This window comes from Paenibacillus sp. FSL R10-2796, assembly GCF_037965315.1.
In the GTDB taxonomy this organism is placed as follows: Bacteria; Bacillota; Bacilli; order Paenibacillales; family Paenibacillaceae; genus Paenibacillus_AQ; species Paenibacillus_AQ odorifer.
Map to the genome: position 1 here is coordinate 3,079,199 of NZ_CP150178.1, position 24,447 is coordinate 3,103,645.

Genomic DNA, 24,447 nt, shown 5'->3' on the forward strand with positions numbered 1-24,447 from the left:
GGTAAGGGATGGAATTTCATTTGGAGATGATTGTTAAGTGTTTAACGAACCACAAGCTGCAGAAATATTGGAAGGGGTTCGAGGCTGTTTCTTTTGCATTTTATAATAAGGATAACGTGTATCTGTACAATCATCCCAAATTCAAAACGGTAGGATATCATCCACATTTGCTTCCTTGGAGTAATGAATTCTCAGGAGATACCATCATTTTATATGAGGATCACCCTACAGCCATCGTTAATCTGGAATTACATGAAGAATTCGAAGACTTGTACGCCATTTGTGTACACGAATTATTTCACGGTTATCAATTCCTGATGGGAGATGAACGTTATGCAGATGAATTATTGATGATTACCTACCCTTTATCCCTCGAAAATATGGAATTGCGGATTCAAGAAAGACATCATTTATATCTTAGTGTAATGGCAGCTACTATTGAAGAGCGTAATCACGCAATGTACAGATTTATTGCCATCCGTCAACAAAGAGAACAACTGCTCGGGGAGTACGTGCTAAATGAATATCTTATTGAAACGCTGGAAGGACCCGCATGGTATGTTGAATTAAATGCCTATGCCGAAAAATCCACCCTACCTAATGAGGAAGTATTGCACAAATTCAGTTCGTATTTAATAGATGAACTTGAATCTTCGGCTAATATCAGAAGAAGCTGCTACGGTTCTGGTCTGTTTATATGTTTGCTGCTGGATGAGCTTCGGACCGATTGGAAAGAAGAGTTTATGAAGTCGGAGTTAAGTTTATATGCGTTTTTTAAGCAATTTGTGGATCAAGTCATCATTCCCTTCGAGGAGATATCCATCAGCAAAGAAACGGAAGATATTATGCAATCGGTCAAAACAATCAGGGAGAAGGAATTCATTGATTTTATCAGCCTTGAAGGGTACCACCTGTATATTGAAGGAGATATAAAATCTACGGGTTTTAATCCTATGGGTATTATTGGTGGAGATGAGAAATGCATTCATAAGAATAATTTACGAATCCAAATCAATGATGCGGAGTATTTTCTGGAAAAGCCAGTGATTAGCTACTATACAGCTGACCTTCGAAATATTAATAAACTGCACCTCGTACTAGATGAACCTCCAACTTTTAATAAAGATTCGTTAATCCTTAATGGAATTGGTGAGATCAAAGGTCAATACGAAGTGAAGGAAGATGGATGTTGGCTGCAATGCTAACGTAATTTAAATGAGAAGGAGAGTATGACATTTGTCATACTCTCTACTTGATGTTTATGACTTATAGGATGACACTTTATCTTCTATACTTAGAGTAGATGAAAAGATCCTTAGCCGGACACATCAAGGAGGAAACGATATAGATGACTACAAAACAGACATCACAGCTCTCCAGCCTTAAAAAGAGTGTAGCCCCTTACGAGAAAAATGACCGCAACGCAAGTATAAGACAGCTCATCAATACTTTAGGACCACTTGTGCTGTTATGGGGCGGAGCTTATTTCTCTTTATCCGTTTCCTATTGGCTCACCCTTCTGTTAGCTATTCCTGCAGCAGGATTTGTAATTCGAACCTTTATTATTTTTCATGATTGCACACATGGATCGTTTTTTAAGAATCGTAAAGCGAATGATATTATCGGAACGATCACAGGTGTACTGACACTGGTTCCTTATCGGCAGTGGAAACATAGTCATTCCATTCACCACGCCAGCTCCAGTAATCTCGATAAAAGAGGGATCGGCGATATTTGGATTATGACGGTCGAGGAATACGCAGCGGCTTCCTTCTGGAAACGTCTATATTACCGGATTTACCGCAATCCCATCGTGATGTTTGGTCTTGGACCGATTGCTGTTTTTATGATTCAGTATCGTTTCAATGTTAAAGGTGCTAGACGCAAAGAGCGGATGAATACCTATTTGACGAATATTTCAATCGCAGCGCTTTATGGCTTGCTAATATGGGCTATTGGCTGGCAGGCATTTCTTATGGTGCAGCTGCCTGTAGCATTTGTATCAGGGTTTCTCGGCATATGGTTGTTCTACGTCCAACATCAGTTTGAAGACTCTTATTTCGAGAATGAATCTGAATGGAGTTATGTGATGGCCGCGGTTGAAGGTAGCTCATATTATAAGCTGCCGAAGGTGCTGCAATGGATTACGGGCAATATCGGCTTCCACCATGTGCATCATTTAAGTCCAAAGGTGCCAAACTATAATTTGGAAAAAGCGCATAACGCGACGCCACCGCTACAAAAAGCAACAACGATTACGATTGGTACCAGCTTGAAGGCCCTTAATTTCCGTCTTTGGGATGAGGAAAATAAACGATTCATTAGCTTCAAAGAGATGAAGTCCATATTAAATAAACCGAAAACTGCAGGCGAGGTCCTGCAAGTTCATAAGCCCAGACTCCAGGGAGAATAATAGCTACATTGTAATCAAATAGCAGCAAAATGGAAGGTTAGAGCCGGAGAACTCATTCGCGCTCTAATCTTTTTTCTCTTTATCGTTGTGGTTCACCGGATTTTACCGGATTTATGCTAGAATAAGGTGAGTGGCATATGGCAAAAAGGAGAGCGAACATGCAGAAGTGGCATCATATTTTTCATAAAAGTACAGGTCTTAGCCCTTATGTATGGGTCGTATTTTATATTCTACCGTTTTATTTCATCTTTCGGTCCTCTTCTCCCTACCAGGTAGTTTCGGGAATCTTGATGATCGCTGTGTTTTTTGTTTGTTATGTGCTTTCTTTTGTCTCCAAGGGTTGGTTAGTTTATTTTTGGACGAGCGTGCAGATACTGGTCTCTATAACGATGACGTTGTTGTTCGGATATATGTATTTTGCGCTTTTTTTAGCCTTTTTTATTGGGAATATCCAGAACCGAGTAGGGTTCTTCACCCTGTACTCCATTCATTTGCTGACTACGATTATTACGATCAATTATGAGCTGCTGTCGCGTAATCCCGTATTTATCAGCCAGCTTCCCTTTGTGCTTGTCAGTATGATTGCAGTGATCCTGCTGCCAATCAGTACCTATAACCGGAATAATCAAGGGAAGCTGCAAGACCAATTGGAGGATGCTAATAAGCGTATTTCAGAATTGGTTAAGCTCGAGGAACGCCAGCGGATTTCACGTGATCTTCACGATACATTAGGTCAGAAGCTTTCGTTAATTGGTCTGAAAAGTGATTTGGCAGGAAAGCTTATCGACAGTAATCCGACGCAAGCAAAAGCCGAGATCAATGATGTACGCCAGACGGCAAGAAGTGCGCTGAAAGAGGTCCGGGAGATGATTACGCGAATGCGCGGCATTCGGCTTGAGGACGAACTCGTTCATATTCAGCAGCTTCTTGCGGCTGCGGAGATCGACTATGTTTTGCAAGGCAATCCTAAACTGTCTAACACTTCATTGATTACGGAGAATGTGCTCAGCATGTGTATTAAGGAAGCTGTCACAAATGTTGTGAAGCATAGTAATGCACAATCTTGCGCAATTATCATTGAACCCACACGCACAGATCTCATCATTAAAGTGAAAGATGATGGAACCGGCATCCCGGGCAATGATCTTTATTTTAAAGGACATGGGCTGCAAGGTATGCGGGAACGTCTTGAATTTGTAAATGGCTGTATGGATATCGTGCGAGATGAGGGTACTACGATAGTGATTAAGGTCCCAAATGCATTTAAGCATCCGGAACAGGAGGTAACCGTATAATGATTAAGATTGTAATCGCTGAGGATCAGCGAATGCTCCTTGGAGCGCTGGCATCTTTGTTGGATTTAGAAGAGGATATGAAGGTCGTGGGCCGGGCAAGCAACGGGGAAGAAGCTGTAGCGATGGTTCAGCAGCATAAGCCGGATATCTGTATTATGGATATTGAGATGCCAGCGATGAGTGGTCTCGACGCTGCGGAAGCGCTGAAGAATAGCGGCTGCAAAACGATGATATTAACCACCTTTGCCCGTGCGGGATATTTCGAACGTGCGCTCAAGGCGGGAGTTCATGCTTATTTGCTGAAAGACAGTCCTAGCGAAGAACTGGCACTTTCGATACGTAATGTGATGGCAGGCCGACGCATGTATGCACCGGAGCTAATGGATGAAGCCTACAGCGGTGAAGTAAATCCTCTGACTCAGCGGGAGAAGGAAGTACTTGGACTCATTGCCGACGGTAAAAATACAAAAGAGATCGCCAGCCAGTTGTACATTACCACGGGAACAGTCCGGAATTACATCTCAGTTATACTAGATAAGCTGGATGTAGGTAACCGCATCGAGGCAATCACTCGATTTAAGGAAAAAGGTTGGTTTAAGTAAGCGGGGGTAAGAAACGATTAGTTGGTTGAAGCAGCTTGTAAACGTAAATCGCTAATTGCCGATTGCCGATTGCTGATCGCAGAGCGCTGATTCCTAATTTATACTCACCAATCGCAAATAGATGTATTTCCTACAACTATATGCTATAAAATGCTCTGCAGATGCGATTTAGTTGCATTTCTTACATCTAAAAGTTCACTTAGAGGGCATTTCCATTATTTTTCGGGGAAATAGTTGTAGAGAATGCAGTTAAAGAGTTGTCTAAGCAGAAAATAGACTTATAATTGTACTGAGTGCAGCTATTTCTTTTATTAGCATTAGTGAAATTCAATATAATCCGCTAAAAATAAAATTTTTAATGTTATTTTGATGTTAACACTCGCCAAATGTTCCCGCGCCGTATATCATTAATTATCGGCCTATTATCCACAATAGGACAGTTAATCAAAAGGAAGTGTATTTTCTGATGTCAAGAAAGCTAAGAGCCGGCATAGTTGGCGGCACAGGTATGGTAGGACAACGTTTTATTGCCCTTCTAGAGAATCATCCTTGGTTTGAAGTAACTGCGATTGCTGCCAGTGCTAGATCTGCTGGAAAAACGTATGAAGAATCGGCCAAGGGCAGATGGAAGTTATCTACTCCAATGCCTGAGAACGTAAAGAATATTATGGTCCAAGATGCTTCTAAGGTAGAAGAAGTAGCTGCGGATGTAGATTTGATCTTTTGTGCTGTAGACATGAAAAAAGATGAGATTAAAGCGCTCGAAGAAGCTTATGCGCGCACCGGAACGCCAGTAATCTCCAATAACTCAGCGCATCGCTGGACGCCTGACGTGCCTATGGTCATTCCTGAGATTAATCCGGAGCATCTTGAGGTTATTGCACAGCAAAGAAAACGTCTGGGAACAGAGACAGGTTTCATTGCGGTTAAACCTAACTGCTCCATTCAAAGTTATGTGCCTGCACTTCATGCGCTCAAAGACTTTAATCCTTCTAAAGTGGTGGTCACCACCTATCAAGCGATTTCTGGTGCAGGAAAGACTTTTGCAGATTGGCCAGAAATGCTGGACAACGTGATTCCTTATATCGGTGGCGAAGAAGAGAAAAGCGAGCAAGAGCCATTGCGGATCTGGGGAAGCGTTGAAGAAGAGGGTATCGTAAAGAGTGAAGCGCCAACGATTACTTCGCAGTGTATCCGTGTGCCTGTAGCGGATGGACATATGGCTGCTGTATTTGTTTCTTTTGAGAAAAAACCGTCCAAAGAAGAGATTCTGAATCTCTGGAAGAGTTTTAAAGGACGTCCTCAGGAGCTTGAACTGCCTAGCGCACCTAAACAGTTCATTACCTATTTTGAAGAGGACAATCGTCCACAGACCAAGCTGGATCGTGATATCGAGAACGGAATGGGCGTATCGACGGGCAGACTCCGGGAAGATGCCCTCTATGATTACAAATTCGTAGGTCTCTCCCATAACACCTTGCGCGGAGCAGCTGGCGGTGCTGTGCTGATCGCTGAGCTTCTGAAAGCAGAAGGTTATATTCAACCGAAATAAGTCCATGCATGAGCTGCAAAGCTGATGTGAATAGACACCTCAACAAAGCTTAGTCTTTGGTGGGGTGTTTTTATTTTAATTTTGAATTTGGTAAAATAAGTTATGGAAGGAGAGGATGCCATTGAATAAATATTTATTAGCTTTTATATGGTTACCATTAATCCTGTTTACAAGCGGTTGTACATCGTCAGCTCAAGAGGAACAAGAGTATGGAGTGTCCTCTATAAATGCCGAAATTCCTATTCCGAAGAATGCCAAAGAAATCGTAGTGATAACAAATTCAAATAACCCTAATATAAAAATTGGAGCAAAGTACGAGTTGGATAATATAGGGGGAGTACAAGGTCTTTATCGGCCTGACGGCTATTTTAATAAATTAAACGATGCTGGATGGATAGAGCTGGAGGACAAGCGGTTAGGACATGTGCAATTTTTTGAAAAAAAGGACACCGTCATCGCCATCGAAATACATCAGGATACCTTTGATATTCATGAAATGAATAAAGATGCTAAATTCTAAACAGTGGCTAATAAGATGAAGCATTTGTTATTACTTAAACAGAAAGGTTGAGAGTGTGGTAAGATAGGTAAAGTGTATAAACTATACGAATTCTGAATGACTGACGGAGTGATATGATGGGTGCAAAAAGTAAAGGTGGCGGCACAGGCAGAGGTACGGGGAGTAAAGGCTGGACACGCTGGAACAAAACAGCAAAACCAGTTAAACCTGCAAAAGGTGACCCAACGACGGGTCCAGGTGCTAAAGGTGCAGGTGGAAGCAAGGGCAGTAACGTGAAAAAAAGCGGAAGCACCAAATAGCTCCCTTAAACTGGGTTATTCCTGAAGGTTAACATCTGATTTTGATCGTTAAAATCAGGTGTTTTTTTATGACTAGAGGTAAGGTAAGTATATAGAATGAAAGTAGGATCAGCAGTGAGAATCGATAAATATATAAGCGAAACAGGCTTTTGTTCCAGAAGGGAAACCAAACGATTAATTGCAGCAGGTCGAATCGCTGTAAACGGTATTGTCTGTGAGGCGAACATTCTTATAGAGCCAGAGGATATCGTATGGATCGATGGGGAGCCGATAACAAGCAGTAAAGGGGAGCCAGTGTATCTCGCTTTGAATAAGCCGATAGGCATTACCTGTACAGCAGCCCCACATGTGGCTGGGAACATTATTGATTTTGTAGGGTATCCTTCAAGGATCTTTGCGATTGGCAGATTAGACAAAAACTCGGAAGGCCTCATTTTGTTAACCAACGATGGAGAGATTGTAAATAAAATGATGCGTTCCGAGAATGGGCATGAAAAAGAATATGTAGTTCATGTAGACAAACCGGTTACGTCAGAATTCTTACAGGCGATGTCTAGCGGCGTGAACATTCTTGGAGTCACAACGAAACCTTGTGAGGTCTATCGGATCACAGAATGTCAGTTTAGAATTATCCTAACTCAAGGTCTTAATCTGCAAATACGCAGAATGTGCAAGGAGTTAGGATATAGAGTACTAAAGCTGGAGCGCATAAGAATTATGAATATTACATTAGACGGCTTGGAACTGGGACAATGGCGGCATTTAAGCAGTGAAGAGCTGTATGAGCTTATGTCCCGCTTAAACTGACTTTGTCAACAAAGCCTCTGGCAGTTGTGGTAATATCTTCAGCTCCGGCAATCGCTGAGATAACAGAAATCCCATCCGCACCAGCTGTTAATACTGGTGCAACATTTTGCAGCGTGATTCCCCCAATGCCAACCAAAGGGATGGTAATGCCTTTATTTCTTAGTTCTTCAATCATCGCAGTGCCTTGAACAGCTTTGGCATCCTCCTTGGATGACGTAGGATAGATGGGACCCACGCCCAGATAGTCGGCTCCATCGGCAATCGCCTGCTGAGCTTCAGCGAAGGAGTGAGCGGATACACCAATGATTTTATTCTCTCCAAGTAGCTGGCGGATCGCCAATGCAGGTGTATCCTCCTGTCCTACATGAATTCCGTCCGCATCAAGCGCGATCGCTAAATCAATGTCGTCATTCACGATAAAGGGCACGCCATTGGCATGACAGATCTTTTGAAGTCGTCTGCCAAGATTAAGTCGTGCCTTATCGCTTAAGGATCCGGTACCCTTTTCACGGAATTGAAACATGGTTATGCCCCCAGCTACCGCTTCCTGCAGCACCTTAACGGGAGCTTTACGGCAATTTACGCTGCCCATTATGAAATAGACTTTTAATAGATCTCGCAGATGTTCACTGTTCATTCGTTGCACTGTTTATCCCCCGCAGTCTGTTTTGATAAGCAAAATGATTGGTTGGTCCATGCCCAGCCCCTATGCCCAGCTCGTCCTCAATCGCCGCTTGTATAAATGCTTTGGCAGTTTGAATGGACTCAGCTACGGATTTGCCTTTGGCTAGCTCGGCGGTAACTGCTGCTGAATAGGTGCAGCCTGTACCATGCGTATGTCTGGTCTGAATCCGGCTACTCTCCAATAAGGTATATTCGTGACCATCATATAGAAGATCGGTTACGGCTGTGGTTGAGGTATCATGTCCCCCTTTTAGCACTACATATTTGGAGCCCATGCCATGAATGATTTTGGCTGCTTTTTTGCGTTCTTCTATGGTGGAGATCGTCATCTTTGTGATCATTTCGGCTTCGGGAATATTGGGTGTCGTCACCAATGCTAAGGGCAGCAGATGGCTGATTAAGGATTGAACCGCCTCCTGCAGCAGCAGTGTGGACCCTCCTTTAGCGACCATCACAGGATCAATTACAAGATTAGACCAGCCGTAATACTTAATTTTATCTGCCACAATGCGGATGATGTCGCTGTTAAATAACATCCCGGTCTTTACGGCATCTGGTTGCAGGTCAAGTCCTATAGAATCAAGCTGCTGATTTATAGCTTCCAGAGTCACTGGATAAACCCCTTGGACACCCAGCGTATTCTGCGCTGTCACAGCTGTGAGGACGGACATCCCATAGACAGAAAGCTCTTGAAAGGTTTTTAGATCGGCCTGAATGCCAGCACCACCGCCGCTATCGGAGCCGGCAATGGTTAGAGCTTTGGATATAATCATCGAATTCACTCCTTTGAGGGTCATTAACTGAGCTGTTTGATGCTAGATCTTTCTAAGAAGACTTCTGGCGTGACCCATGTCAGTTGATTTAGAAACTCAACCTGAAAGCTTCCCGGTCCTCGACCAGTTGTTAGTTCAGCGGCGATTTCAGCGGCTACTCCATAGAAGGAGAGGGCTTCCACTGCGGCCTCCAACGAGGCACCACCACTTACCGCGAGAAATGCACCCACAACAGCACTGAGCAAGCAGCCAGTTCCTGTAACCTTCGTGAGAATAGGGTGACCGTTGCTGGCAATATAAGTGTTTTTTCCATTCGTGATCACATCGTCTTTTCCAGTTATGATGACCACACAGCTTAACTTCCTCGCAGCAGCTTCAGCCAAAAGGACTACATCGCCTTCACCTTCGCCAGCATCCACTCCTTTAATGGACCAACTCTCCCCAATCACATTAGCGACTTCAGCCACATTCCCCCGCAGTGCGGTGATTTGCATCTCATTCACTAGTTTTTGAGTGACAGCGGTCCGATAAGAAGTTGCGCCTGCACCTACCGGGTCAAGCACTAGGGGAACCCCGTGTTTATTAGCGGATTTACCAGCGAGCAACATAGATTGAATGGCGTAGTCATTGAGTGTGCCTATATTTAGAACTACAGCAGACGACATAGCGGCGATGTCGATCACTTCTTCGTGGGCATCCGCCATAAAGGGAGAGGCACCCAGCGCCAACAGACCGTTGGCTGAGAAATTGGCTACTACAATATTAGTGATGTTGTGGATCAAGGGGTTGGATTCCCGTACTTTGGCTAAGTAACTCATCATAATTCCTCCTCAAGCTTGTATGAATAACCAACTAAACGTTACAGATTGATAAAAGCTTCCTGTGCTTTAATATCTTCTGGTAGAAGATCGTTGGTGGATAACCACTGCTGAACCTTTTCCCAAGATGTCGGGTCTTGATAACCAAAAGTTTGATCGCCTGCATTCATCAGCGGCAGTAGAATTTCAAGACTTTTTTTCTCAATCTCCTTGTCGAGCGGTGAAGTTGCATCTTCATGTGCAATCAGTAAATCCAGGGCTTGTTCAGGATTCTGCTCCACAAATTCCTGTCCTTTTGTTATGGCATTTAGAAATTTTTTAAAGTAGGCTTCAGAATTTTGCAATCCTTGTTCGCTGGCCACCAGCACAAGCTCATAATAGTCAGGTACTCCGTAATCCGTTGGATTAAGCGAGGTGACCGGATGTCCCTCTTTTTCAAGGATCAGTTGTTCATGGTTGATGAATCCGCCCATTATTGCGTCCACTTGTCCTGTAGAGATCGCAGGGATAAGGTCAAAACCTACATCAATCAGCTTGGCGGATGAAGGATCGCCTCCATCACTCTGGATCATTGTCCGAATCATCGCTTCATAGAGCGGAATGGAGGAATAGCCGATTTGTTTTCCCACGAGCTCTTTGGGACTATGAATACTGCCTGCTTGAGGAACCATCAGATGATTCAGTGGATGCCGCACGATTGCTGCAATCGAACGTACAGGGATTTTCTCTCCGCGTGCCATAAGCACCTGAGGCTGATAACTGAGCGCTAGATCAATTTGATTTGCTGCTACAAGCTTTAGGGCGTCATTGCTGTCCGCAGGCATTTTGATCTCGACATCCAAACCTTCCTCTTGGAAAAAACCTTGCTGTTGCGCAGCGTATAGAAAGGAATGAACGGCATTGGGATACCAATCAAGCATAATCGTCAGCTTGTGTGACTGTTTATTTTCGGAATTGGAGGAACCGGTTTGGGAGTTGTTATTTAGCTTGTCTGCCTTCCCGCAGCTGCTTAAGAGCAAAAGTGTGCATACTAGAAATACAGAAATAAGTCCTCGTTGTGGTGATTTTAAATGATTCATTGGTTAGATCCTCTTTTCTTTAAAAATAATTGTTCGAGTAAAGCTATCGCCAGAAAAAGCACAACACCAAGCGCGGACAGCAGAAATACAGCCGCGAACATTTCATCGCTCTGCATATTTCCGGCCATTCTGCGGCTGAAGTAACCGAGTCCTTTACTGCCGCCGAGCCATTCCCCGATAGTAGCTCCGATGACGCAGTATACTATGGACAGCTTTAAGCCAGAGAAAAAAGCAGGCAATGCCAGTGGAATTTGGGTTTTGACAAGCAGCTGCCAGCGGTTTGCACCAAATGTTAATAATAAGTCCTTGTAAGTCTGGCCACTTGTACGAAGTCCATCATATGTACTCACTACGACTGGAAAAAAAGCCGTCAAAAACACCACAGCCACTTTGCTCCACAGCGTATATCCGAACCACATAATAAAAATGGGGGATAGCGCAATTAATGGGACCGTCTGGCTAATGATAAGGAAGGGATAGATGGCCTTTTCTACGGGGCGAAACAGGAACATTCCAATGCCCAGCAATACACCAAAAATCACAGAAAGGACAAAACCCACCAGTATCTCCTGTAACGTCGCCAATAAATGCTGTCCAAATAATAATTGCCTGTGCTCGATCAATGCGATGCCAATAGATGAAGGTGCAGGGAGAATAAAGGCTGGAATCAAGTGAAGGCGAACAGCTGACTCCCAGATTACAAGAATGAGCAGTACCAGAAGAAGGAAGGGACCATAGTTGTCTAGATGTTTTTTAAAAGGTATAGGTTGCATGCAATCTTCGCTCCAACTCTGCCCGTAGTGCTATAAACCGGGGTTCATAGTTCATCTTATAATGTCTTGGTTTTGGTAGATCGACAACGATCTCCTGTAATTCGCTGTGCGCACCGCCAGATAATAAATAAATCCGGTCACTGAGCAATAGGGCTTCTTCCAGATCATGAGTGATGAGCATAATCGTCTGATTCAGTTCACCCCATAACTCCAACAGCCAACGGTGTATCTCACGTTTGGTCATGGCATCGAGAGCGCCAAAGGGCTCATCCAGCAGCATAAGACCACTTCCGCCTCCAGCCACTAAGGTGCGCAGAAATGCTACTCGCTGTTTCATACCTCCCGAAAGTTCATGGGGATAAGCCTTCTCTACATCTGTTAAGCCGAAGCGGGCCAACATTTCCCGAATCTGAGTGATCGTTTTCTGTTTACTAAATCTGGGCTTGATCTCCCAGGGCAAAAGGCAGTTATCGAGCACTGTTCTCCAAGGCAGCAATAAATCCTGCTGAGGCATATAAGCGATCTGACCTAAACGACTAGCGGTTGAGGGGAGCGTAGGGAGTTTTATTTTTCCATGAGTAGGTTCGAGTAAACCGGCAACCGTTTTGAAAAATGTGCTTTTCCCGCATCCGCTAGCACCTACTACGGAGACGAATTCCCCTTGCCTGATATCCATGGATAGATTTGCGAATACAGGGGGTTGTTCAGTTTCCGGAAAAGAGTAGGTTAGGCCTTGAATAGATAAAATGGTCGTGATGATCTAACCTCCTAATATTTTTGTGGAGCGCCTAAACAAATAAAGACCCATCCATTTCCAGAGGAAATGAATGGGTCAAAAAGTTCATTCTGCATAATAACACTTAACATGCTTGATGAAAATTCTGCTCCACTTCCCTCCGCTGGTATGATCCAGATCAGGTTCCAAGGGTCCGGAGCTTGAAGCTCCGTCTCAGTCGGCCGACTCCCCTAGTGAAATAACAGGTCCATATTAATTTGTTTATAAATATACCATATCTTTCTGAGAAGTAAAGAGAGAAAGAAGTGAAGGATTAATCCAAGATTGGGTAAGATATAAGTAGAAATCTAGTTAATATTACAATTCCGATGTATATAATCGGAAAAAAGTATTGACGATCATGTGATGGCAGTGTACTATTCAATTTACCGGAAAAAAACCGGATAGAGAGAGGGGATTTAATAATGAAAAAATGGAGTTTAACTATTATATTGGCGTTAACCGTGGTCCTTGTAGCGGCTTGCGGCAATAATTCGAATACCAATACGGCTGCTGAACCAACAGCTGGAACGAATGGTGGAGCAGCATCTTCAGCGCAAAACAGTTTGGAGGCTGTGAAGGCCAGCGGCAAATTGCGGATAGGTACAGAAGGGACTTATGCACCTTTTACTTATCATGACACTGCGGGGAAATTGACGGGTTTTGACGTGGAAATTGCCGAAGAAGTAGCCAAACGTTTAGGTGTTGAAGCTGAATTTTTTGAAACTCAGTGGGATGGTATTTTTGCTGGGATGGATGCGAAACGGTTTGATGTCATTTTTAATGAAGTTTCCATTAACGAAGATCGCAAAGTGAAATATGATTTCTCTGAACCCTATATTGTATCCAAGGCAGTATTGATCGTGAGCGAAAACAATGAGGATATTAAGACCTTTGCTGATCTAAAGGGTAAAAAAGCCGGACAATCCCTGACCAGTAACTTATCCGACATCGCTCGTGAGAACGGTGCTGAAATCGTAGCTACGGACGGTTTCAATCAAGCGATGGATCTGCTGACTTCGGGACGTATTGATGCAACTGTGAATGATGGCTTGTCTTATCTGGATCTGAAAAAACAAAAACCAGATGCAAAAATTAAAGTGGTTGATGAGATTCCTGAAGGCTCACAAAGTGCTGCGGTATTCCTGAAAGGCAATGATGAGCTGGTGAATGCGGTCAGTGATGCGATTAAAGAGATGAAAAGTGATGGAACGTACTTGAAAATTTCCGAGAAATACTTTGGAGCTGACGTTTCAAAATAATACAAGGCTAGCAAGGCTAATTAAGCCTAGAAGCTAAAAAGGATGTCTGAATAATGGATGACCGCAAAATACAAATTTTCTTAGATACACTGCTACCCCTGCTTAAAGCCGGGGTGGCTTTTACCATTCCGTTGGCTCTACTTTCCTTTGTGCTTGGATTGATTTTGGCGATCCTAACCGCGTTGGCACGTCTTTCACCGTGGGTAATTCCGAAGCTAATCGCCCGTTTTTATGTATGGGTCATTCGGGGAACCCCGTTGTTAGTGCAGCTATTTATTATATTTTATGGTTTGCCGGCTGTTGGTATTGTACTCGACCCTTTCATTGCCGCCACCATTGGATTTACCCTTAGCGTAGGGGCTTATTCATCGGAAATCGTACGCGCTGCTATCCTGTCGATACATAAAGGCCAGTGGGAAGCTGCCTTCTCAGTCGGGATGACTCGTGGGCAGGCTCTGCGCCGCGTAATTCTGCCACAAGCTGCACGCGTTTCTGTACCGCCGTTATCCAATTCTTTTATTAGCTTGGTCAAAGATACATCGCTTGCAGCGATCATCACCTATACGGAGATGTTTAGAACTGCTCAGCAGGTAGCCTCTACCACTTATGAGCCTCTGCTGGTATACTCCGAAGCAGGATTGTTTTATTTAGTGTTCTGTTCTGTGCTGTCGGCGCTGCAAAATTACTTGGAGAAACGACTCGATCGTTACTCTGCGACCTAAAGGAGAGATACTTGTGATTGAAATCATTAATTTGCATAAATCCTTCGGCGCACTCCAAGTGTTAAAGGGTATTGATCTGAAAATGGAGCATGGAAAGGTACTTGTCATTATTGGGCCATCCGGCTCCGGAAAGACTACACTGCTGCGCTGTTTTAATCTGTTGGAAATCCCGGATCAAGGCAGCCTGTCACTCGGGGATATCACCATCAATTTTACAGATCATAAGAAAATTCCTCAGAATTCCGTATTAGCTCTTCGGCAGAAAACAGGGATGGTCTTTCAATCGTATAATTTATTTCCGCATATGACTGCGCTAGGCAATGTGATGGAGGGACAGGTAACTGTCTTGAAACGAACCAAGGAAGAAGCGCGTAAGCGGGGCCTTCAACTGCTGGCTAAGGTGGGTTTGGCTGATAAAGCTGATAACTATCCACATCAGCTGTCAGGTGGACAGCAGCAGAGAGTGGCCATCGCCCGGGCTATGGCAGTAGATCCAGAAGTGCTGTTGTTTGATGAGCCCACTTCGGCGCTCGACCCCGAGCTGGTAGGGGAAGTGCTTAAGGTCATCAAACAATTAGCAGCAGAAGGTATGACTATGGTGATTGTGACCCACGAGATGAAATTTGCCGCCGATGTAGCGGACCGGATCATTTTGATGGATGGCGGTCATATCTTAGAGCAAGGAACTCCGCAAGAAGTGCTGGAGCATCCGAAGAATCCCCGGGCTCTGCAATTTCTGAATAGACTGAATGGTGAAGAAGAGTAGAAAGACAATATATATGAAAAAGCAGCTCGGGAATCATCCGGAGCTGCTTTTTCGTGTGTAGATTATTCAAATGAGAAGAGTAACTGAAATTTGGCTTATACTCCAGTTTTCAGGAACTCCAAAGCGTTGTAGAGCATAATCGCAGCTTCGGCACGGGTGAGTTCGCTTTTTGGATTAAACTTTCCGTTAGCGTCTAGAGTATTGATCTTGTATTTCAGGGAGCGCTGAATACTGCCTTGATATGCAGGGGTCAGTGACGCTTCATCAGCGATATCTACTGGAACGATATTGATCATCGGCAGATTACCTACGCCTTCGATCGCTTGCACTAGATAGTTAGTGAATTGCTCTTTGGTCATAATTAGGCTAGGATCAATGTCTTTTGGTAGCTTAACTTGATTGTAATAAGCATTGATAAAGGCTTCAGCGTACCAGGCTTTGTCTTTTACTTTTGTGAACAAGCCGCTGGCAACAGGAGCTTTGTTAAAGTCAATGGCTGCGAGGCTGAGCTGAAGACCGCCGGAGATAAACTGAATCCCTTGGGCTGTAGTTACCTTAGAGCCAGGGAGAAATTGAGATTCGCTGACACCTTTAATTAACCCTTGATTTTTTAAAGAAATGATTTTTTCTTTGCCGTTTATGTTATCAATATCCTTAAAGGTGTTCCCAGCTGCAAACATCTGACCACCCAAAGAAAAGGAGAAAATGGCTACGGTTGTGATTACTGCTAGTGTGCTTTTTTTCATGTTCATGTCTTTTCACCTCGTTGTATGGATAGGCTCCTTAGCCTTTGTCACTCCTTTAACGTTGTAAATTATGGAAAGGTTGCGGTCTAATCTGTATTATTTCACGAAAAAGTAGATTTTAATAGAAATATAGGCCAGATTGGGGTGTAGTACTTTGGATAAGTGGCATGAAATGATATAATGATGTCAGGCTCTTTTCATTCGTGGTTAATTTTGTTATGATTATATCGTAACGATTACTATTTATGGTTTGTCTTAACTGCATAAATAGGAGCGTCTCAGAGGGTACGGATGTTAAATCGTTCCGGGAAGGTAGGAGACCAAATGGATCAAATATCAAATATCAGTCAATTGTTTGCGGCGCAAAAATATAAATTAACGCCTCAGCGTGAAGCTATAGTGAACGTTCTGCTCGACAATGAGAAGGATCATTTAAGCGTAGAAGAAGTATATATGCTTGTTAAGAACAGCTATCCACATCTGGGCCTGGCAACGGTATACCGTACACTTGAGCTTTTATGTGAGCTACACATTGTAGAGAAGATGAACTTCGGAGACGGAGTTGCCCGTTACGATTTGCGCGGGAACGATCATTCGCATATGCATCATCATTTGATATGCAGCGTATGCGGTCGGTTGGAGGAAATTAAGGACGACTGGCTTGTGGAGCTGGAGAGAAGAGTGGAACGTGAATATGGCTTTAACGTCACGGATCACCGCCTTGATTTCAAGGGTACTTATGGAACATGTAAACGTACTGGCTGCAAAAAAGCAAAAGCAGAAGCAGATAAAGCAGTCTCGTAAGATTGCTTTCTAACCTAAAGACACAGGCTTTCTCTAAGCCTGTGTCTTTTTTGATTACTGCGTTCTAGGAAGTCTAGCTTCGAGTAGGTACAAAGGATTTGATCCACGTTCCGAAACTGCCAGGGTTACGGCTCTGAACGAGAATTACACCTTCTCCACGGAAGCGGCAGACAAGTGCTTCACCACTGGTTATGCTGTTAAGCCAGCCAGAGGCTGCCTTTTCCACCTTGTAGTCCATATAGTCTGGCCATGCTACGAGGTGTCCGTTATCGATAATCATTTCTTCACCAGGTCCTAAATTTATTGCATGGATAGCACCGAAGGAAGACAGGAACACCGTTCCTCTGCCACTGATTTCTACAATGAAGAAGCCTTCACCGGAGAAGAGCCCTCTGGTTAAATTCTGCATTTTGGTATTTACTTGAATGCCTTCAGTTCCGGCGAGAAATCCGTCTTTTTGAACTAACAGTTTATACGATCCGTCTAATTCTATCGCCTGAATATCGCCGAGTGAGCCAGGTGACAGCAATACCTCACTTTGACCACGGGTCGCTCTAAGTTCTTGAAAGAAGAATTTCTCACCGCTCAGCATTCTCCCGAGACCGCGCATTAAACCACCATCCACGGTTCCTTTTAATTCTACGTTAGGTGACATCGCGACCATTGCGCCCATTTCAGCCTTTACGCTTTCACCGGGATTTAGTTGGACCTTTAACATAGCAAAAGCACCTTCATACAAAACCTGGTAATTCATCCTTTAAACCTCCGCATCTATTTAGATAAGATAGAATACTAGCTTTGCTCTAAGTGTAACGGAATTCTTGCTTCGCTCATAGTCTGGAATATGTTAAAATGAAGTTGTCTTATAGATGTAAGATCAATAATCATTCACCCATGAATAGGAGAGTGGTGTCACATGGCACGAACCAAGACACAAAAAGCCTTGCGTAAGGCAGAGCGCTCCGGAGCCTGGTGCGCAGCACAGAGTCGTAGATTGAATAGTGATTATGGAGCCATTTCACAGCATGTACGATTAACACCAAGCAAGCAGGAACAATTGAATAAGAATAGATATAAGGGGCAGATCTTCCAAGATGATGCTCCTTTTTTATTGGCTATTTGATAAGAGAACATCGCTCAGCGTATAGTAATTGAAGAAATAATATATAGGAGATGTATCCCTGATGAAACAAAATAAATATGACGATTCGAATTTCTTCTCTGCCTACCAGCAAATGCCCCGTTCTATTGGAGGGCTTGCAGCAGCAGGAGAATGGCATGTATTAAAGGCGCTTCTTCCAGACTTACATAATAAAAGTGTGCTTGATCTGGGCTGCGGCTTTGGCTGGCATTGCCTATATGCCCGTGAGCAGCAGGCGAGTTCAGTTATAGGTGTGGATATCTCTGAAAAAATGCTGCAACAGGCGCGTGAAAAAACGAACGATCCTGCTATAACTTATATCCAGCTGCCGATTGAGGACATTGATTTTGCGAGCGAGCAATTTGATGTGGTTCTCAGTTCATTGGCTTTCCACTATATTGAATCTTTTGCAGCCATCTGCCGAAAGGTGCATTCGTTTCTTAAGCCTGGCGGGAGTTTTATTTTTTCAGTGGAGCATCCAATCTTTACTTCACGTGAAGAGCAAGACTGGTATGCCGATGAACAAGGAAACCGCCTGCATTGGCCCGTAGATCATTATCAATCAGAAGGACTTCGTGAAACGAAATTCTTAACAGAAAATGTGATTAAATACCATCGCACGATTTCCACCTATTTCAATGACCTGATTGAAGCTGGCTTTACTATTAAAGCGGTTAAAGAACCAAAGCCTTCAGCAGAAATGAGTAATGATCTATGGATGAAGGATGAGGAGCGTAGACCGATGTTCCTGATCATTTCGGCTGTAAAAGAATAATCTCATGCTCACGAGTTATGTTCGAATATAGAAGCAGGGGTTGTCCTAAAATGATATGCTCCCCATATAGTAGACAGGTGAAATAATAAAAACCTGTCGCTGTATGGGGAGCATTTTTATGGAACAAAAGAAGTTTACAGCACTGGAAAAGTTAACGATTCTCCAAGAAATTGAACGGGGCGACATTGGTTTGAAAACTGCGGCCCGGAAGTATGGAATATCCAAAAACTCATTAGTGAAGTGGCGGCAACGTTATCAATTGTATGGATACGAAGGGCTGGAAGTCCGAAGCTACAATCGTACATATTCTGCAGAACTTAAACTCCATGCCGTTAAGGACTATCTCGAGGGAGGATTGTCGCAAAACCAAATCATCTGCAAGTATAAGATTGCAAGTTCAACCCAACTCGCCAACTGGATTAGGAAGTATAATGGTCATAGCAACAGCTTAACAGCTCATTCAGGAGGAACTAAAGCTATGACCAAAGGACGCGTAACCACTTGGCAGGAACGGATAAATATCGTGCTGTACTGCCTTTCGAGCAGAGAAGACTATGCGAAGACGGCAAGCCATTTTCACGTGTCTTACCAACAAGTATATAGCTGGGTAAAGAAGTACGAAGCTGGTGGTGAAGAGGCGTTACGAGACGGTAGAGGACGCACTAAAGCGCCTGAAGAACTTACGGAAGCAGATCGCCACAAACTCGCGATGCAAAAGCTGGAATACGAGAATGCACGCCTGCGTGCGGAGAATGCTTTTCTAAAAAAGTTAGAGGAACTCGAAAGGAGGAGACGTTAAGGACCATTCGCCAGGTGAACATCTACCTGGCCATTCAGGCCGTTCAGCAGGAACAGTCTTGCTCCATTCGGCTTTTGTATGACATCGCAGGGATTTCACGATCAAGTTATTACAAATGGTTGAATCGCAAACCCAGTTCTCGAGAGGCAGACAACGAGAAACTGACAGAGGCTATGCTCCTCTTGTATGAGAAGGTGGAACGAACCTTTGGGTATCGCCAATTGACCCTGCATTTGCGCAGACAAATGGATAAATCTATTAACGCAAAGCGAGTGTACCGGCTGATGAGATGCCAAGGCATCCAGTCAGTCATCCGCAGAAAGAAAAAGAAGTATGTAGGCTCCACGCCGCAGCAGGTTGCAGAGAATGTGCTGAACCGTAATTTTGAGGCTGAAGCTCCAAACCAAAAATGGGTAACGGATGTAACGGAATTCAAATACGGAAACGGCAAGAAGGCGTATTTAAGTGCAATAAAAGATCTGTATGACAAGTCGATTGTTGCTTACGTTCTGGGTCATTCCAATAATAATTCGCTAGTTTTTAACACACTGGAATTAGCTTTGAAGGCAGCACCGGAGAGCCGAACCTTACTCCATAGCGACCGTGGTTTTCAGTATACCTCTCTGCATTTTAAAAAGATGCTGGACGATGCAGAACTGAAGCAAAGCATGTCCCGAGTAGGCTGCTGCATTGACAATTCGCCGATGGAATCCTTCTGGGGAACATTGAAATGTGAGAAGTACTACTTACATTCCTACCAGACCTTTGAAGAACTCCAAACAGATATTGATACCTACATTCATTTTTACAATAACGAACGGTTACAGGCAAAACTAAACGGCCTCAGTCCCATTGAATTTAGGACTAAGGCCGCTTAAACTACTTTTATTTTTTGTGCTGTCTACTTGACGGGGTGCAGTTCAAAAGTAGCTTTTTCTACTAAGGGACAACCCTTTTGCAATGAAACGGGTTTTCTTCATTTACACCTGTTCTCTGCTGTGCACACGATATTCTCTTGGTGACATCCCGAAACGACTTCGGAAGACCCGGTGAAAATAGGTGTAGTTCGCAAAACCACAAGTTTCTGCTACTTGCTCCAGCGGCATGGGACTGAAGGTTATCCGTTCTCTGGCCATTTCCAGTCGGACATCGTTTACATATTTAATAATACTGGTCCCAAAGGCTTCCTTAAATAAATGAACGGCCCGCGAGACGGATATACCCACAAAACCTGCTACATCTTCCAATAGAAAGGGTAGGGTTGCGTGCTCCTCAACATATTGCTTCATTCGGTATGCCAGATAACCTTTTGGAGTAATTGCTGGCTGATCTGTAATTAGCCGGTCGATTTCCATACATAGAATTTGCAGATAGCAGGCAGATATTTCTGGAGAGAAGTCGGAAAGTCGACGGTGCTCCAGAATCAATTGGCGAAACAAGCCAAGAAAACTCTCACTAAGCGGCACACTTAGGCGAGTGGGTCTTTGTGAACGTTGCCACCATTCATCAATCCATGTTCCTCCGCAAAAGATATGATAATCTCCGCTTTCAATTCGTGGCTTGCCCACAGGGTACTCTTCTTTATCTATGATCAAATAGTAAGGATCATTTGGAGCGAATAACATAATATCCCCGCTTTCCACAGGTGACATTACACCATCGATCAATGCACGGCTCCTTCCTTCTGTTTGCAGACGTATAAGAAAGTTCTGGTTCCCTTGACTTTGAGACATATGAAAAGGCTTGCGATGAAAAGAAAATCCGGCTGATAATACGTGACAGGTAGCAGAATGAGTCATAGGTCCTCCTGGGTGTATTGAAATGATAAGCAGATTGTTCATGTTTTAATCATATTATTCATTTTAATATATACGCTTTCATATTACTATGTAGCTAAGCAATAAAGAAAGAAATCGACCATCAACGCTAGAAACAGTCGGTATTAGCTGTGCTTACAAGAATGACAGTTTAAGGAAACTGATGTGAATCAGATTAGTCAATTCTGTTACAGCATTATTGTTCAAGTGATTGTCACTACAGAAAGCTAACTTTAAATCCAATTGGAGTGATTCGAAAATGCTGAAGATAGGCCTGCAATTGTATACGCTCAGAGAAGAACTGGAACAGGATTTTGAAGGGACACTGCGTAAAGTAGCAGCCCTTGGTTATAAAGGTGTGGAGTTTTTCCATTACTTCGGCCGTAGCGCAGCAGAAGTCAAACAATTGCTTGATGAACTTGGACTAGTAGCGCTGGGCGCACACCGTCCCTATGACGCGTTGTTGAATGATACAGAGGCAGAGATCGCGTACAACCTGGAGATTGGAAATCATCATCTAATTGTGCCGTATCTGTCAGAAGAACAACGTAACTATGAAGAAGTTGCTGCGAATCTGAAGATTATTGGAGAAAAGTGTAAGGCGCGTGGAGCGGTTCTTTTGTACCATAATCATGACTTTGAGTTAACTGATCGATATGGTGACCGTACAGCGTTTGACGGTTTGTTTGAAGAGGTGCCGGCTGATTTGCTGCAAGTTGAAATGGATACATGCTGGGTACATCACGCAGGTTATGATGCCGTAGAGTATATCAATAAATACGCTGGCCGGTTGCCAATCATCCATCTGAAAGATTTGAAGAAACATGAGGATGGTTCACCGGAAACGGTTGTTCTAGGCGAAGGAGAAGTAAACCTTACAGCAATTCTTGATGCGGCTGTACAGGCAAAGGTAGAGTGGGCGGTAGTGGAGCAGGATTATTGCAGCCGTTCACCATTAGGAAGTGTAGAAGATAGTTTGAAATGGGTAAAAGCATACGCTAATCAAGGGGGAAATGTTCATGTCTAAAAAGTTGAGAATTGCTATTGTCGGTTGCGGTGGAATTGCTAATGGAAAACATATGCCAAGTTTGTCACGTCAAGCAAACGCTGAAATGGTAGCCTTTTGTGATATCGTCGAAGAACGTGCACAGGAAGCAGCAAAAACCTATGGTGCTGAAGGCGCGGCTGTATATACAGATTATCAAGAGCTTTTGAAAGCCGGAGGATTCGATATCGTGCATGTATGTACACCGAATGACAGTCACTCCGTGATCACAATCGCAGCATTGGAAGCTGGCAATCATGTAATGTGTGAGAAGCCAATGGCGAAGACTACAGCTCAAGCACAGGAAATGTTAGAGGCTGCCAAACGTACAGGCATGAAATTGTCTGTAGCTTATCAGAACCGTTATCGTGCGGATAGTGAATATCTTAAAGACGTTTGTGAAAACGGTGAGCTTGGTGAGATCTATTATGCAAAAGCGATTGCCGTTCGTCGTCGTGCGGTTCCTACATGGGGCGTATTCCTGGATGAAGAAAAGCAAGGCGGCGGTCCACTGATCGATATCGGTACGCATGCGCTTGATCTAACATTATGGATGATGGACAATTATAAACCGCGTAGTGTTATGGGCTCGACTTTCCATAAGCTTGGTAACCGTAAAAACGGCGGAAATGCCTTTGGTCCATGGGACCCTGAACAATTTAAAGTAGAAGATTCAGCATTTGGATTTATTACCATGGAAAATGGTGCTACAATTGTACTGGAATCAAGCTGGGCTCTTAATGTATCTGAATTTGGAGAAGCGAAGACGCTCCTAGCAGGTACAGAGGGTGGTGCAGATATGAAGGACGGGTTACGCTTAAATGGTGACCGTGGTGGCCGTCTATACGAGACTAAAATTGACTTGTCCGCAGGGGGAGTAGCTTTCTTTAACGGAGGACAAGAGAGTGAATCCGATCGTGAAGCTCGCTTGTGGCTTGAAGTAGTTCGGGAAGATAAAGAACCAGTAGTTAAACCTGAACAAGCCCTTGTCGTTACCCAAATTTTGGAGGCTATTTACGAATCTTCCCGTACAGGTCGTGCTGTGTATTTTGACGGAACATCAGATAACTAAACGAGAAGCAGGTGTGAAGTTCATGAGTTCAAACAGACATTCTGTAGTCATTGTTGGTTTTGGAGGAATGGGAAGTTATCACGCAGGATTGATAAAAGAGACCTCTACCTTAATCGTAGTTGGAACGTACGATGTGCTTGAAGCACGTCGTACCAATTCCAACGACGCTGGCTACAAGGCGTACCAAAGTTATGAAGAAGTATTGGCAGATTCTTCGGTCGAAATTATTCTAATTGCCACACCGAACGATGTGCACAAAGAAATTGCGATTCGTGCATTACAAGCTGGCAAACATGTCATTTGTGAGAAGCCAGTTGCTCTATCAAAGGTTGAATTTCAAGAAATACTGGCGGCGGCTGATGAAGCCGGACGTGTGTTTATGGTGCATCAGAACAGACGTTGGGATGAAGATTTTCTAACTATCAAAAAAATGTACGACGAGGAGACGATTGGATCCCTATTCCAGATCGAATCCCGCGTGCACGGAGCGAACGGAATTCCTGGAGACTGGCGTCATGTTAAGGCACAAGGCGGAGGGATGCTGCTGGATTGGGGCGTTCACTTATTGGACCAGCTATTATTCATGATTGATAGCAAAATTACCAGTGTGAGCAGTAGTTTAAGCTTTATTTTAGGAAACGATGTCGATGACGGTTTTGAAGCTATTCTGCAATTTGAGAATGGAATTAAAGCGATCGTAGAGGTTGGCACGACTAACTTTATTACTTTGCCAAGATGGTATGTGAAGGGTATCGAAGGCACTGGAATTATTGAAGACTGGTCTTTAACTGGAAGATTGGTGACCAGAAATAACGCAGGTGAAAAAATCGAACCGAAGCCGATTCGTGCAGGTGTAGGACTAACTAAAACTATGGCACCTCCATCGGAGGGGGCAACGATCACTGAGGAATTACCTCAGCCGTCGGAGTTAAGCTCTAGCTTTTATGATAATTTCGCTGCTGTCATTGAGGGAACTGCAGAACCTATCGTTAAGAACGCTGAGGTTATGCGGGTACAGAATTTGATAGAAGTTATTTTTGAAGCTGCTGAGAGTAATCAAGTGGTGAAGAATTTTGATATCTACGATAAATAATAAGTAAACTATTTC

27 protein-coding genes and 1 riboswitch are annotated in these 24,447 nt (G+C 43.7%); of the genes, 18 read left to right on the forward strand and 9 right to left on the reverse strand.

Translation table 11 applies throughout. From position 1 onward, the window contains the following. Positions 1–8: 8 nt before the first annotated feature. The 8 genes from NST58_RS13925 (at position 9) to NST58_RS13960 (ending at position 7,488) form a co-directional block, all read left to right on the forward strand. Positions 9–1,205 carry a hypothetical protein gene (locus NST58_RS13925; protein WP_076125937.1) on the forward strand — a complete coding sequence of 399 codons (1,197 nt, stop codon included), beginning with the start codon at positions 9–11 and terminating at the stop codon, positions 1,203–1,205. A 143-nt stretch (positions 1,206–1,348) separates the two neighbouring features. Continuing rightward, complete coding sequence (locus tag NST58_RS13930) at positions 1,349–2,413, forward strand: fatty acid desaturase (protein ID WP_076125939.1); 1,065 nt, start codon at positions 1,349–1,351, stop codon at positions 2,411–2,413. A gap of 158 nt (positions 2,414–2,571) precedes the next feature. Beyond that, entirely contained in the window at positions 2,572–3,708 is a 1,137-nt protein-coding gene (locus tag NST58_RS13935) for a sensor histidine kinase (protein ID WP_076125940.1), read from the forward strand. After that, entirely contained in the window at positions 3,708–4,310 is a 603-nt protein-coding gene (locus NST58_RS13940; RefSeq protein ID WP_036686291.1) for a response regulator transcription factor, read from the forward strand. The genes NST58_RS13935 and NST58_RS13940 overlap by 1 nt, the downstream gene beginning before the upstream one ends. A 466-nt stretch (positions 4,311–4,776) precedes the next feature. Continuing rightward, complete coding sequence (gene asd, locus NST58_RS13945) at positions 4,777–5,862, forward strand: aspartate-semialdehyde dehydrogenase (protein WP_038570412.1); 1,086 nt, start codon at positions 4,777–4,779, stop codon at positions 5,860–5,862. A 121-nt stretch (positions 5,863–5,983) separates the two neighbouring features. After that, positions 5,984–6,382: a hypothetical protein gene (locus NST58_RS13950; protein WP_076125942.1), complete on the forward strand. Its 399-nt coding sequence runs from the start codon at positions 5,984–5,986 to the stop codon at positions 6,380–6,382. A 116-nt stretch (positions 6,383–6,498) separates the two neighbouring features. Beyond that, entirely contained in the window at positions 6,499–6,681 is a 183-nt protein-coding gene (locus tag NST58_RS13955) for a DUF3934 family protein (protein WP_036686296.1), read from the forward strand. A gap of 114 nt (positions 6,682–6,795) precedes the next feature. Further along, positions 6,796–7,488: a pseudouridine synthase gene (locus NST58_RS13960; protein WP_076125945.1), complete on the forward strand. Its 693-nt coding sequence runs from the start codon at positions 6,796–6,798 to the stop codon at positions 7,486–7,488. Here the strand turns inward: NST58_RS13960 and thiE are convergent. From thiE to NST58_RS13990, 6 genes are read right to left on the reverse strand one after another with little or no spacing between them, the layout of a single operon-like run. After that, positions 7,469–8,125: a thiamine phosphate synthase gene (gene thiE / locus NST58_RS13965; RefSeq protein ID WP_081383238.1), complete on the reverse strand. Its 657-nt coding sequence runs from the start codon at positions 8,123–8,125 to the stop codon at positions 7,469–7,471. The genes NST58_RS13960 and thiE overlap by 20 nt on opposite strands. Beyond that, positions 8,115–8,945 carry a bifunctional hydroxymethylpyrimidine kinase/phosphomethylpyrimidine kinase gene (thiD, locus tag NST58_RS13970; RefSeq protein WP_248548109.1) on the reverse strand — a complete coding sequence of 277 codons (831 nt, stop codon included), beginning with the start codon at positions 8,943–8,945 and terminating at the stop codon, positions 8,115–8,117. Before thiD ends, thiE begins: the two co-directional genes overlap by 11 nt. Before the next feature lie 23 nt (positions 8,946–8,968). Next, entirely contained in the window at positions 8,969–9,763 is a 795-nt protein-coding gene (gene thiM / locus NST58_RS13975) for a hydroxyethylthiazole kinase (RefSeq protein WP_076125949.1), read from the reverse strand. A 41-nt stretch (positions 9,764–9,804) separates the two neighbouring features. After that, entirely contained in the window at positions 9,805–10,842 is a 1,038-nt protein-coding gene (locus tag NST58_RS13980; protein ID WP_076125951.1) for an ABC transporter substrate-binding protein, read from the reverse strand. Beyond that, the gene (locus tag NST58_RS13985; protein WP_081386295.1) at positions 10,839–11,615 is read right to left on the reverse strand and encodes an ABC transporter permease; all 777 of its coding nucleotides are present in this window, start codon (positions 11,613–11,615) and stop codon (positions 10,839–10,841) included. Before NST58_RS13985 ends, NST58_RS13980 begins: the two co-directional genes overlap by 4 nt. Next, positions 11,596–12,291 carry an ABC transporter ATP-binding protein gene (locus NST58_RS13990; protein ID WP_175619994.1) on the reverse strand — a complete coding sequence of 232 codons (696 nt, stop codon included), beginning with the start codon at positions 12,289–12,291 and terminating at the stop codon, positions 11,596–11,598. The genes NST58_RS13985 and NST58_RS13990 overlap by 20 nt, the downstream gene beginning before the upstream one ends. A 198-nt stretch (positions 12,292–12,489) precedes the next feature. Then, a riboswitch (TPP riboswitch) is annotated at positions 12,490–12,593 on the reverse strand. Between the two features lie 222 nt (positions 12,594–12,815). On the opposite strand from NST58_RS13990, the gene NST58_RS13995 reads away from it, so the two are divergent. Genes NST58_RS13995 through NST58_RS14005 form a run of 3 tightly spaced genes read left to right on the forward strand, consistent with a single transcriptional unit; the run spans position 12,816 to position 15,140 of the window. Further along, on the forward strand, positions 12,816–13,652 hold the full coding sequence (locus tag NST58_RS13995) for an amino acid ABC transporter substrate-binding protein (protein WP_076183478.1): 837 nt from the start codon (positions 12,816–12,818) through the stop codon (positions 13,650–13,652). Between the two features lie 53 nt (positions 13,653–13,705). After that, on the forward strand, positions 13,706–14,374 hold the full coding sequence (locus tag NST58_RS14000) for an amino acid ABC transporter permease (protein WP_036686309.1): 669 nt from the start codon (positions 13,706–13,708) through the stop codon (positions 14,372–14,374). 13 nt (positions 14,375–14,387) lie between these two features. Next, complete coding sequence (locus NST58_RS14005; RefSeq protein WP_076189904.1) at positions 14,388–15,140, forward strand: amino acid ABC transporter ATP-binding protein; 753 nt, start codon at positions 14,388–14,390, stop codon at positions 15,138–15,140. Positions 15,141–15,235: 95 nt separating this feature from the next. Here the strand turns inward: NST58_RS14005 and NST58_RS14010 are convergent, their stop codons facing one another. Next, a complete protein-coding gene (locus NST58_RS14010; RefSeq protein WP_339248402.1) occupies positions 15,236–15,892 on the reverse strand; it encodes an S-layer homology domain-containing protein in 657 nt (218 codons plus the stop codon). A gap of 318 nt (positions 15,893–16,210) precedes the next feature. Here NST58_RS14010 and NST58_RS14015 point away from each other — a divergent pair, with 318 nt between their 5' ends. Beyond that, on the forward strand, positions 16,211–16,690 hold the full coding sequence (locus NST58_RS14015; RefSeq protein ID WP_036686314.1) for a transcriptional repressor: 480 nt from the start codon (positions 16,211–16,213) through the stop codon (positions 16,688–16,690). Positions 16,691–16,763: 73 nt separating this feature from the next. On the opposite strand, the gene NST58_RS14020 is transcribed toward NST58_RS14015, so the two are convergent. Continuing rightward, positions 16,764–17,444 (reverse strand): TIGR00266 family protein, encoded by a 681-nt coding sequence (locus NST58_RS14020; protein WP_036686316.1) that lies wholly within the window; start codon positions 17,442–17,444, stop codon positions 16,764–16,766. Between the two features lie 162 nt (positions 17,445–17,606). Here NST58_RS14020 and NST58_RS14025 point away from each other — a divergent pair, with 162 nt between their 5' ends. The 3 genes from NST58_RS14025 to NST58_RS14035 all read left to right on the forward strand — a co-directional run bounded on the left by NST58_RS14025 (position 17,607) and on the right by NST58_RS14035 (position 20,283). Further along, positions 17,607–17,813: a hypothetical protein gene (locus tag NST58_RS14025; RefSeq protein ID WP_076125962.1), complete on the forward strand. Its 207-nt coding sequence runs from the start codon at positions 17,607–17,609 to the stop codon at positions 17,811–17,813. 61 nt (positions 17,814–17,874) lie between these two features. Beyond that, positions 17,875–18,606: a class I SAM-dependent methyltransferase gene (locus NST58_RS14030; protein WP_339248404.1), complete on the forward strand. Its 732-nt coding sequence runs from the start codon at positions 17,875–17,877 to the stop codon at positions 18,604–18,606. A gap of 118 nt (positions 18,607–18,724) precedes the next feature. Beyond that, a protein-coding gene (locus NST58_RS14035) for an IS3 family transposase (RefSeq protein WP_339248407.1) occupies positions 18,725–20,283 on the forward strand; the annotation gives its coding sequence in 2 pieces (ribosomal slippage) (positions 18,725–19,358 and positions 19,358–20,283; 1,560 coding nt in all). Positions 20,284–20,385: 102 nt separating this feature from the next. Here NST58_RS14035 and NST58_RS14040 read toward each other — a convergent pair. Continuing rightward, positions 20,386–21,204 (reverse strand): AraC family transcriptional regulator, encoded by an 819-nt coding sequence (locus NST58_RS14040; protein ID WP_076125965.1) that lies wholly within the window; start codon positions 21,202–21,204, stop codon positions 20,386–20,388. A 277-nt stretch (positions 21,205–21,481) separates the two neighbouring features. Here NST58_RS14040 and NST58_RS14045 point away from each other — a divergent pair, with 277 nt between their 5' ends. Genes NST58_RS14045 through NST58_RS14055 form a run of 3 tightly spaced genes read left to right on the forward strand, consistent with a single transcriptional unit; the run spans position 21,482 to position 24,432 of the window. Then, positions 21,482–22,249, forward strand: a complete 768-nt coding sequence (locus NST58_RS14045; protein ID WP_076125967.1) for a sugar phosphate isomerase/epimerase — start codon at positions 21,482–21,484, stop codon at positions 22,247–22,249. Beyond that, on the forward strand, positions 22,242–23,339 hold the full coding sequence (locus NST58_RS14050) for a Gfo/Idh/MocA family oxidoreductase (protein ID WP_339248409.1): 1,098 nt from the start codon (positions 22,242–22,244) through the stop codon (positions 23,337–23,339). Before NST58_RS14045 ends, NST58_RS14050 begins: the two co-directional genes overlap by 8 nt. A 22-nt stretch (positions 23,340–23,361) precedes the next feature. Continuing rightward, positions 23,362–24,432 carry a Gfo/Idh/MocA family oxidoreductase gene (locus tag NST58_RS14055; RefSeq protein WP_339248411.1) on the forward strand — a complete coding sequence of 357 codons (1,071 nt, stop codon included), beginning with the start codon at positions 23,362–23,364 and terminating at the stop codon, positions 24,430–24,432. Positions 24,433–24,447: the final 15 nt, after the last annotated feature.

Bases quoted from the DNA above. Each gene is read 5' to 3' on its own strand.
- NST58_RS13990 (WP_175619994.1), bottom strand. From the start codon at position 12,291: ATGGATATCAGGCAAGGGGAATTCGTCTCCGTAGTAGGTGCTAGCGGA.
- NST58_RS14015 (WP_036686314.1), top strand. From the start codon at position 16,211: ATGGATCAAATATCAAATATCAGTCAATTGTTTGCGGCGCAAAAATAT.
- NST58_RS13925 (WP_076125937.1), top strand. From the start codon at position 9: ATGGAATTTCATTTGGAGATGATTGTTAAGTGTTTAACGAACCACAAG.
- NST58_RS14055 (WP_339248411.1), top strand. From the start codon at position 23,362: ATGAGTTCAAACAGACATTCTGTAGTCATTGTTGGTTTTGGAGGAATG.
- NST58_RS14000 (WP_036686309.1), top strand. From the start codon at position 13,706: ATGGATGACCGCAAAATACAAATTTTCTTAGATACACTGCTACCCCTG.
- NST58_RS13995 (WP_076183478.1), top strand. From the start codon at position 12,816: ATGAAAAAATGGAGTTTAACTATTATATTGGCGTTAACCGTGGTCCTT.
- NST58_RS13985 (WP_081386295.1), bottom strand. From the start codon at position 11,615: ATGCAACCTATACCTTTTAAAAAACATCTAGACAACTATGGTCCCTTC.
- thiM (WP_076125949.1), bottom strand. From the start codon at position 9,763: ATGAGTTACTTAGCCAAAGTACGGGAATCCAACCCCTTGATCCACAAC.
- NST58_RS14040 (WP_076125965.1), bottom strand. From the start codon at position 21,204: ATGACTCATTCTGCTACCTGTCACGTATTATCAGCCGGATTTTCTTTT.
- thiD (WP_248548109.1), bottom strand. From the start codon at position 8,945: ATGATTATATCCAAAGCTCTAACCATTGCCGGCTCCGATAGCGGCGGT.
- asd (WP_038570412.1), top strand. From the start codon at position 4,777: ATGTCAAGAAAGCTAAGAGCCGGCATAGTTGGCGGCACAGGTATGGTA.
- NST58_RS14030 (WP_339248404.1), top strand. From the start codon at position 17,875: ATGAAACAAAATAAATATGACGATTCGAATTTCTTCTCTGCCTACCAG.
- NST58_RS14020 (WP_036686316.1), bottom strand. From the start codon at position 17,444: ATGAATTACCAGGTTTTGTATGAAGGTGCTTTTGCTATGTTAAAGGTC.
- NST58_RS14010 (WP_339248402.1), bottom strand. From the start codon at position 15,892: ATGAACATGAAAAAAAGCACACTAGCAGTAATCACAACCGTAGCCATT.
- NST58_RS14025 (WP_076125962.1), top strand. From the start codon at position 17,607: ATGGCACGAACCAAGACACAAAAAGCCTTGCGTAAGGCAGAGCGCTCC.
- NST58_RS14050 (WP_339248409.1), top strand. From the start codon at position 22,242: ATGTCTAAAAAGTTGAGAATTGCTATTGTCGGTTGCGGTGGAATTGCT.
- NST58_RS13955 (WP_036686296.1), top strand. From the start codon at position 6,499: ATGGGTGCAAAAAGTAAAGGTGGCGGCACAGGCAGAGGTACGGGGAGT.
- NST58_RS13930 (WP_076125939.1), top strand. From the start codon at position 1,349: ATGACTACAAAACAGACATCACAGCTCTCCAGCCTTAAAAAGAGTGTA.
- NST58_RS13980 (WP_076125951.1), bottom strand. From the start codon at position 10,842: ATGAATCATTTAAAATCACCACAACGAGGACTTATTTCTGTATTTCTA.
- NST58_RS14045 (WP_076125967.1), top strand. From the start codon at position 21,482: ATGCTGAAGATAGGCCTGCAATTGTATACGCTCAGAGAAGAACTGGAA.
- thiE (WP_081383238.1), bottom strand. From the start codon at position 8,125: ATGAACAGTGAACATCTGCGAGATCTATTAAAAGTCTATTTCATAATG.
- NST58_RS13935 (WP_076125940.1), top strand. From the start codon at position 2,572: ATGCAGAAGTGGCATCATATTTTTCATAAAAGTACAGGTCTTAGCCCT.
- NST58_RS13940 (WP_036686291.1), top strand. From the start codon at position 3,708: ATGATTAAGATTGTAATCGCTGAGGATCAGCGAATGCTCCTTGGAGCG.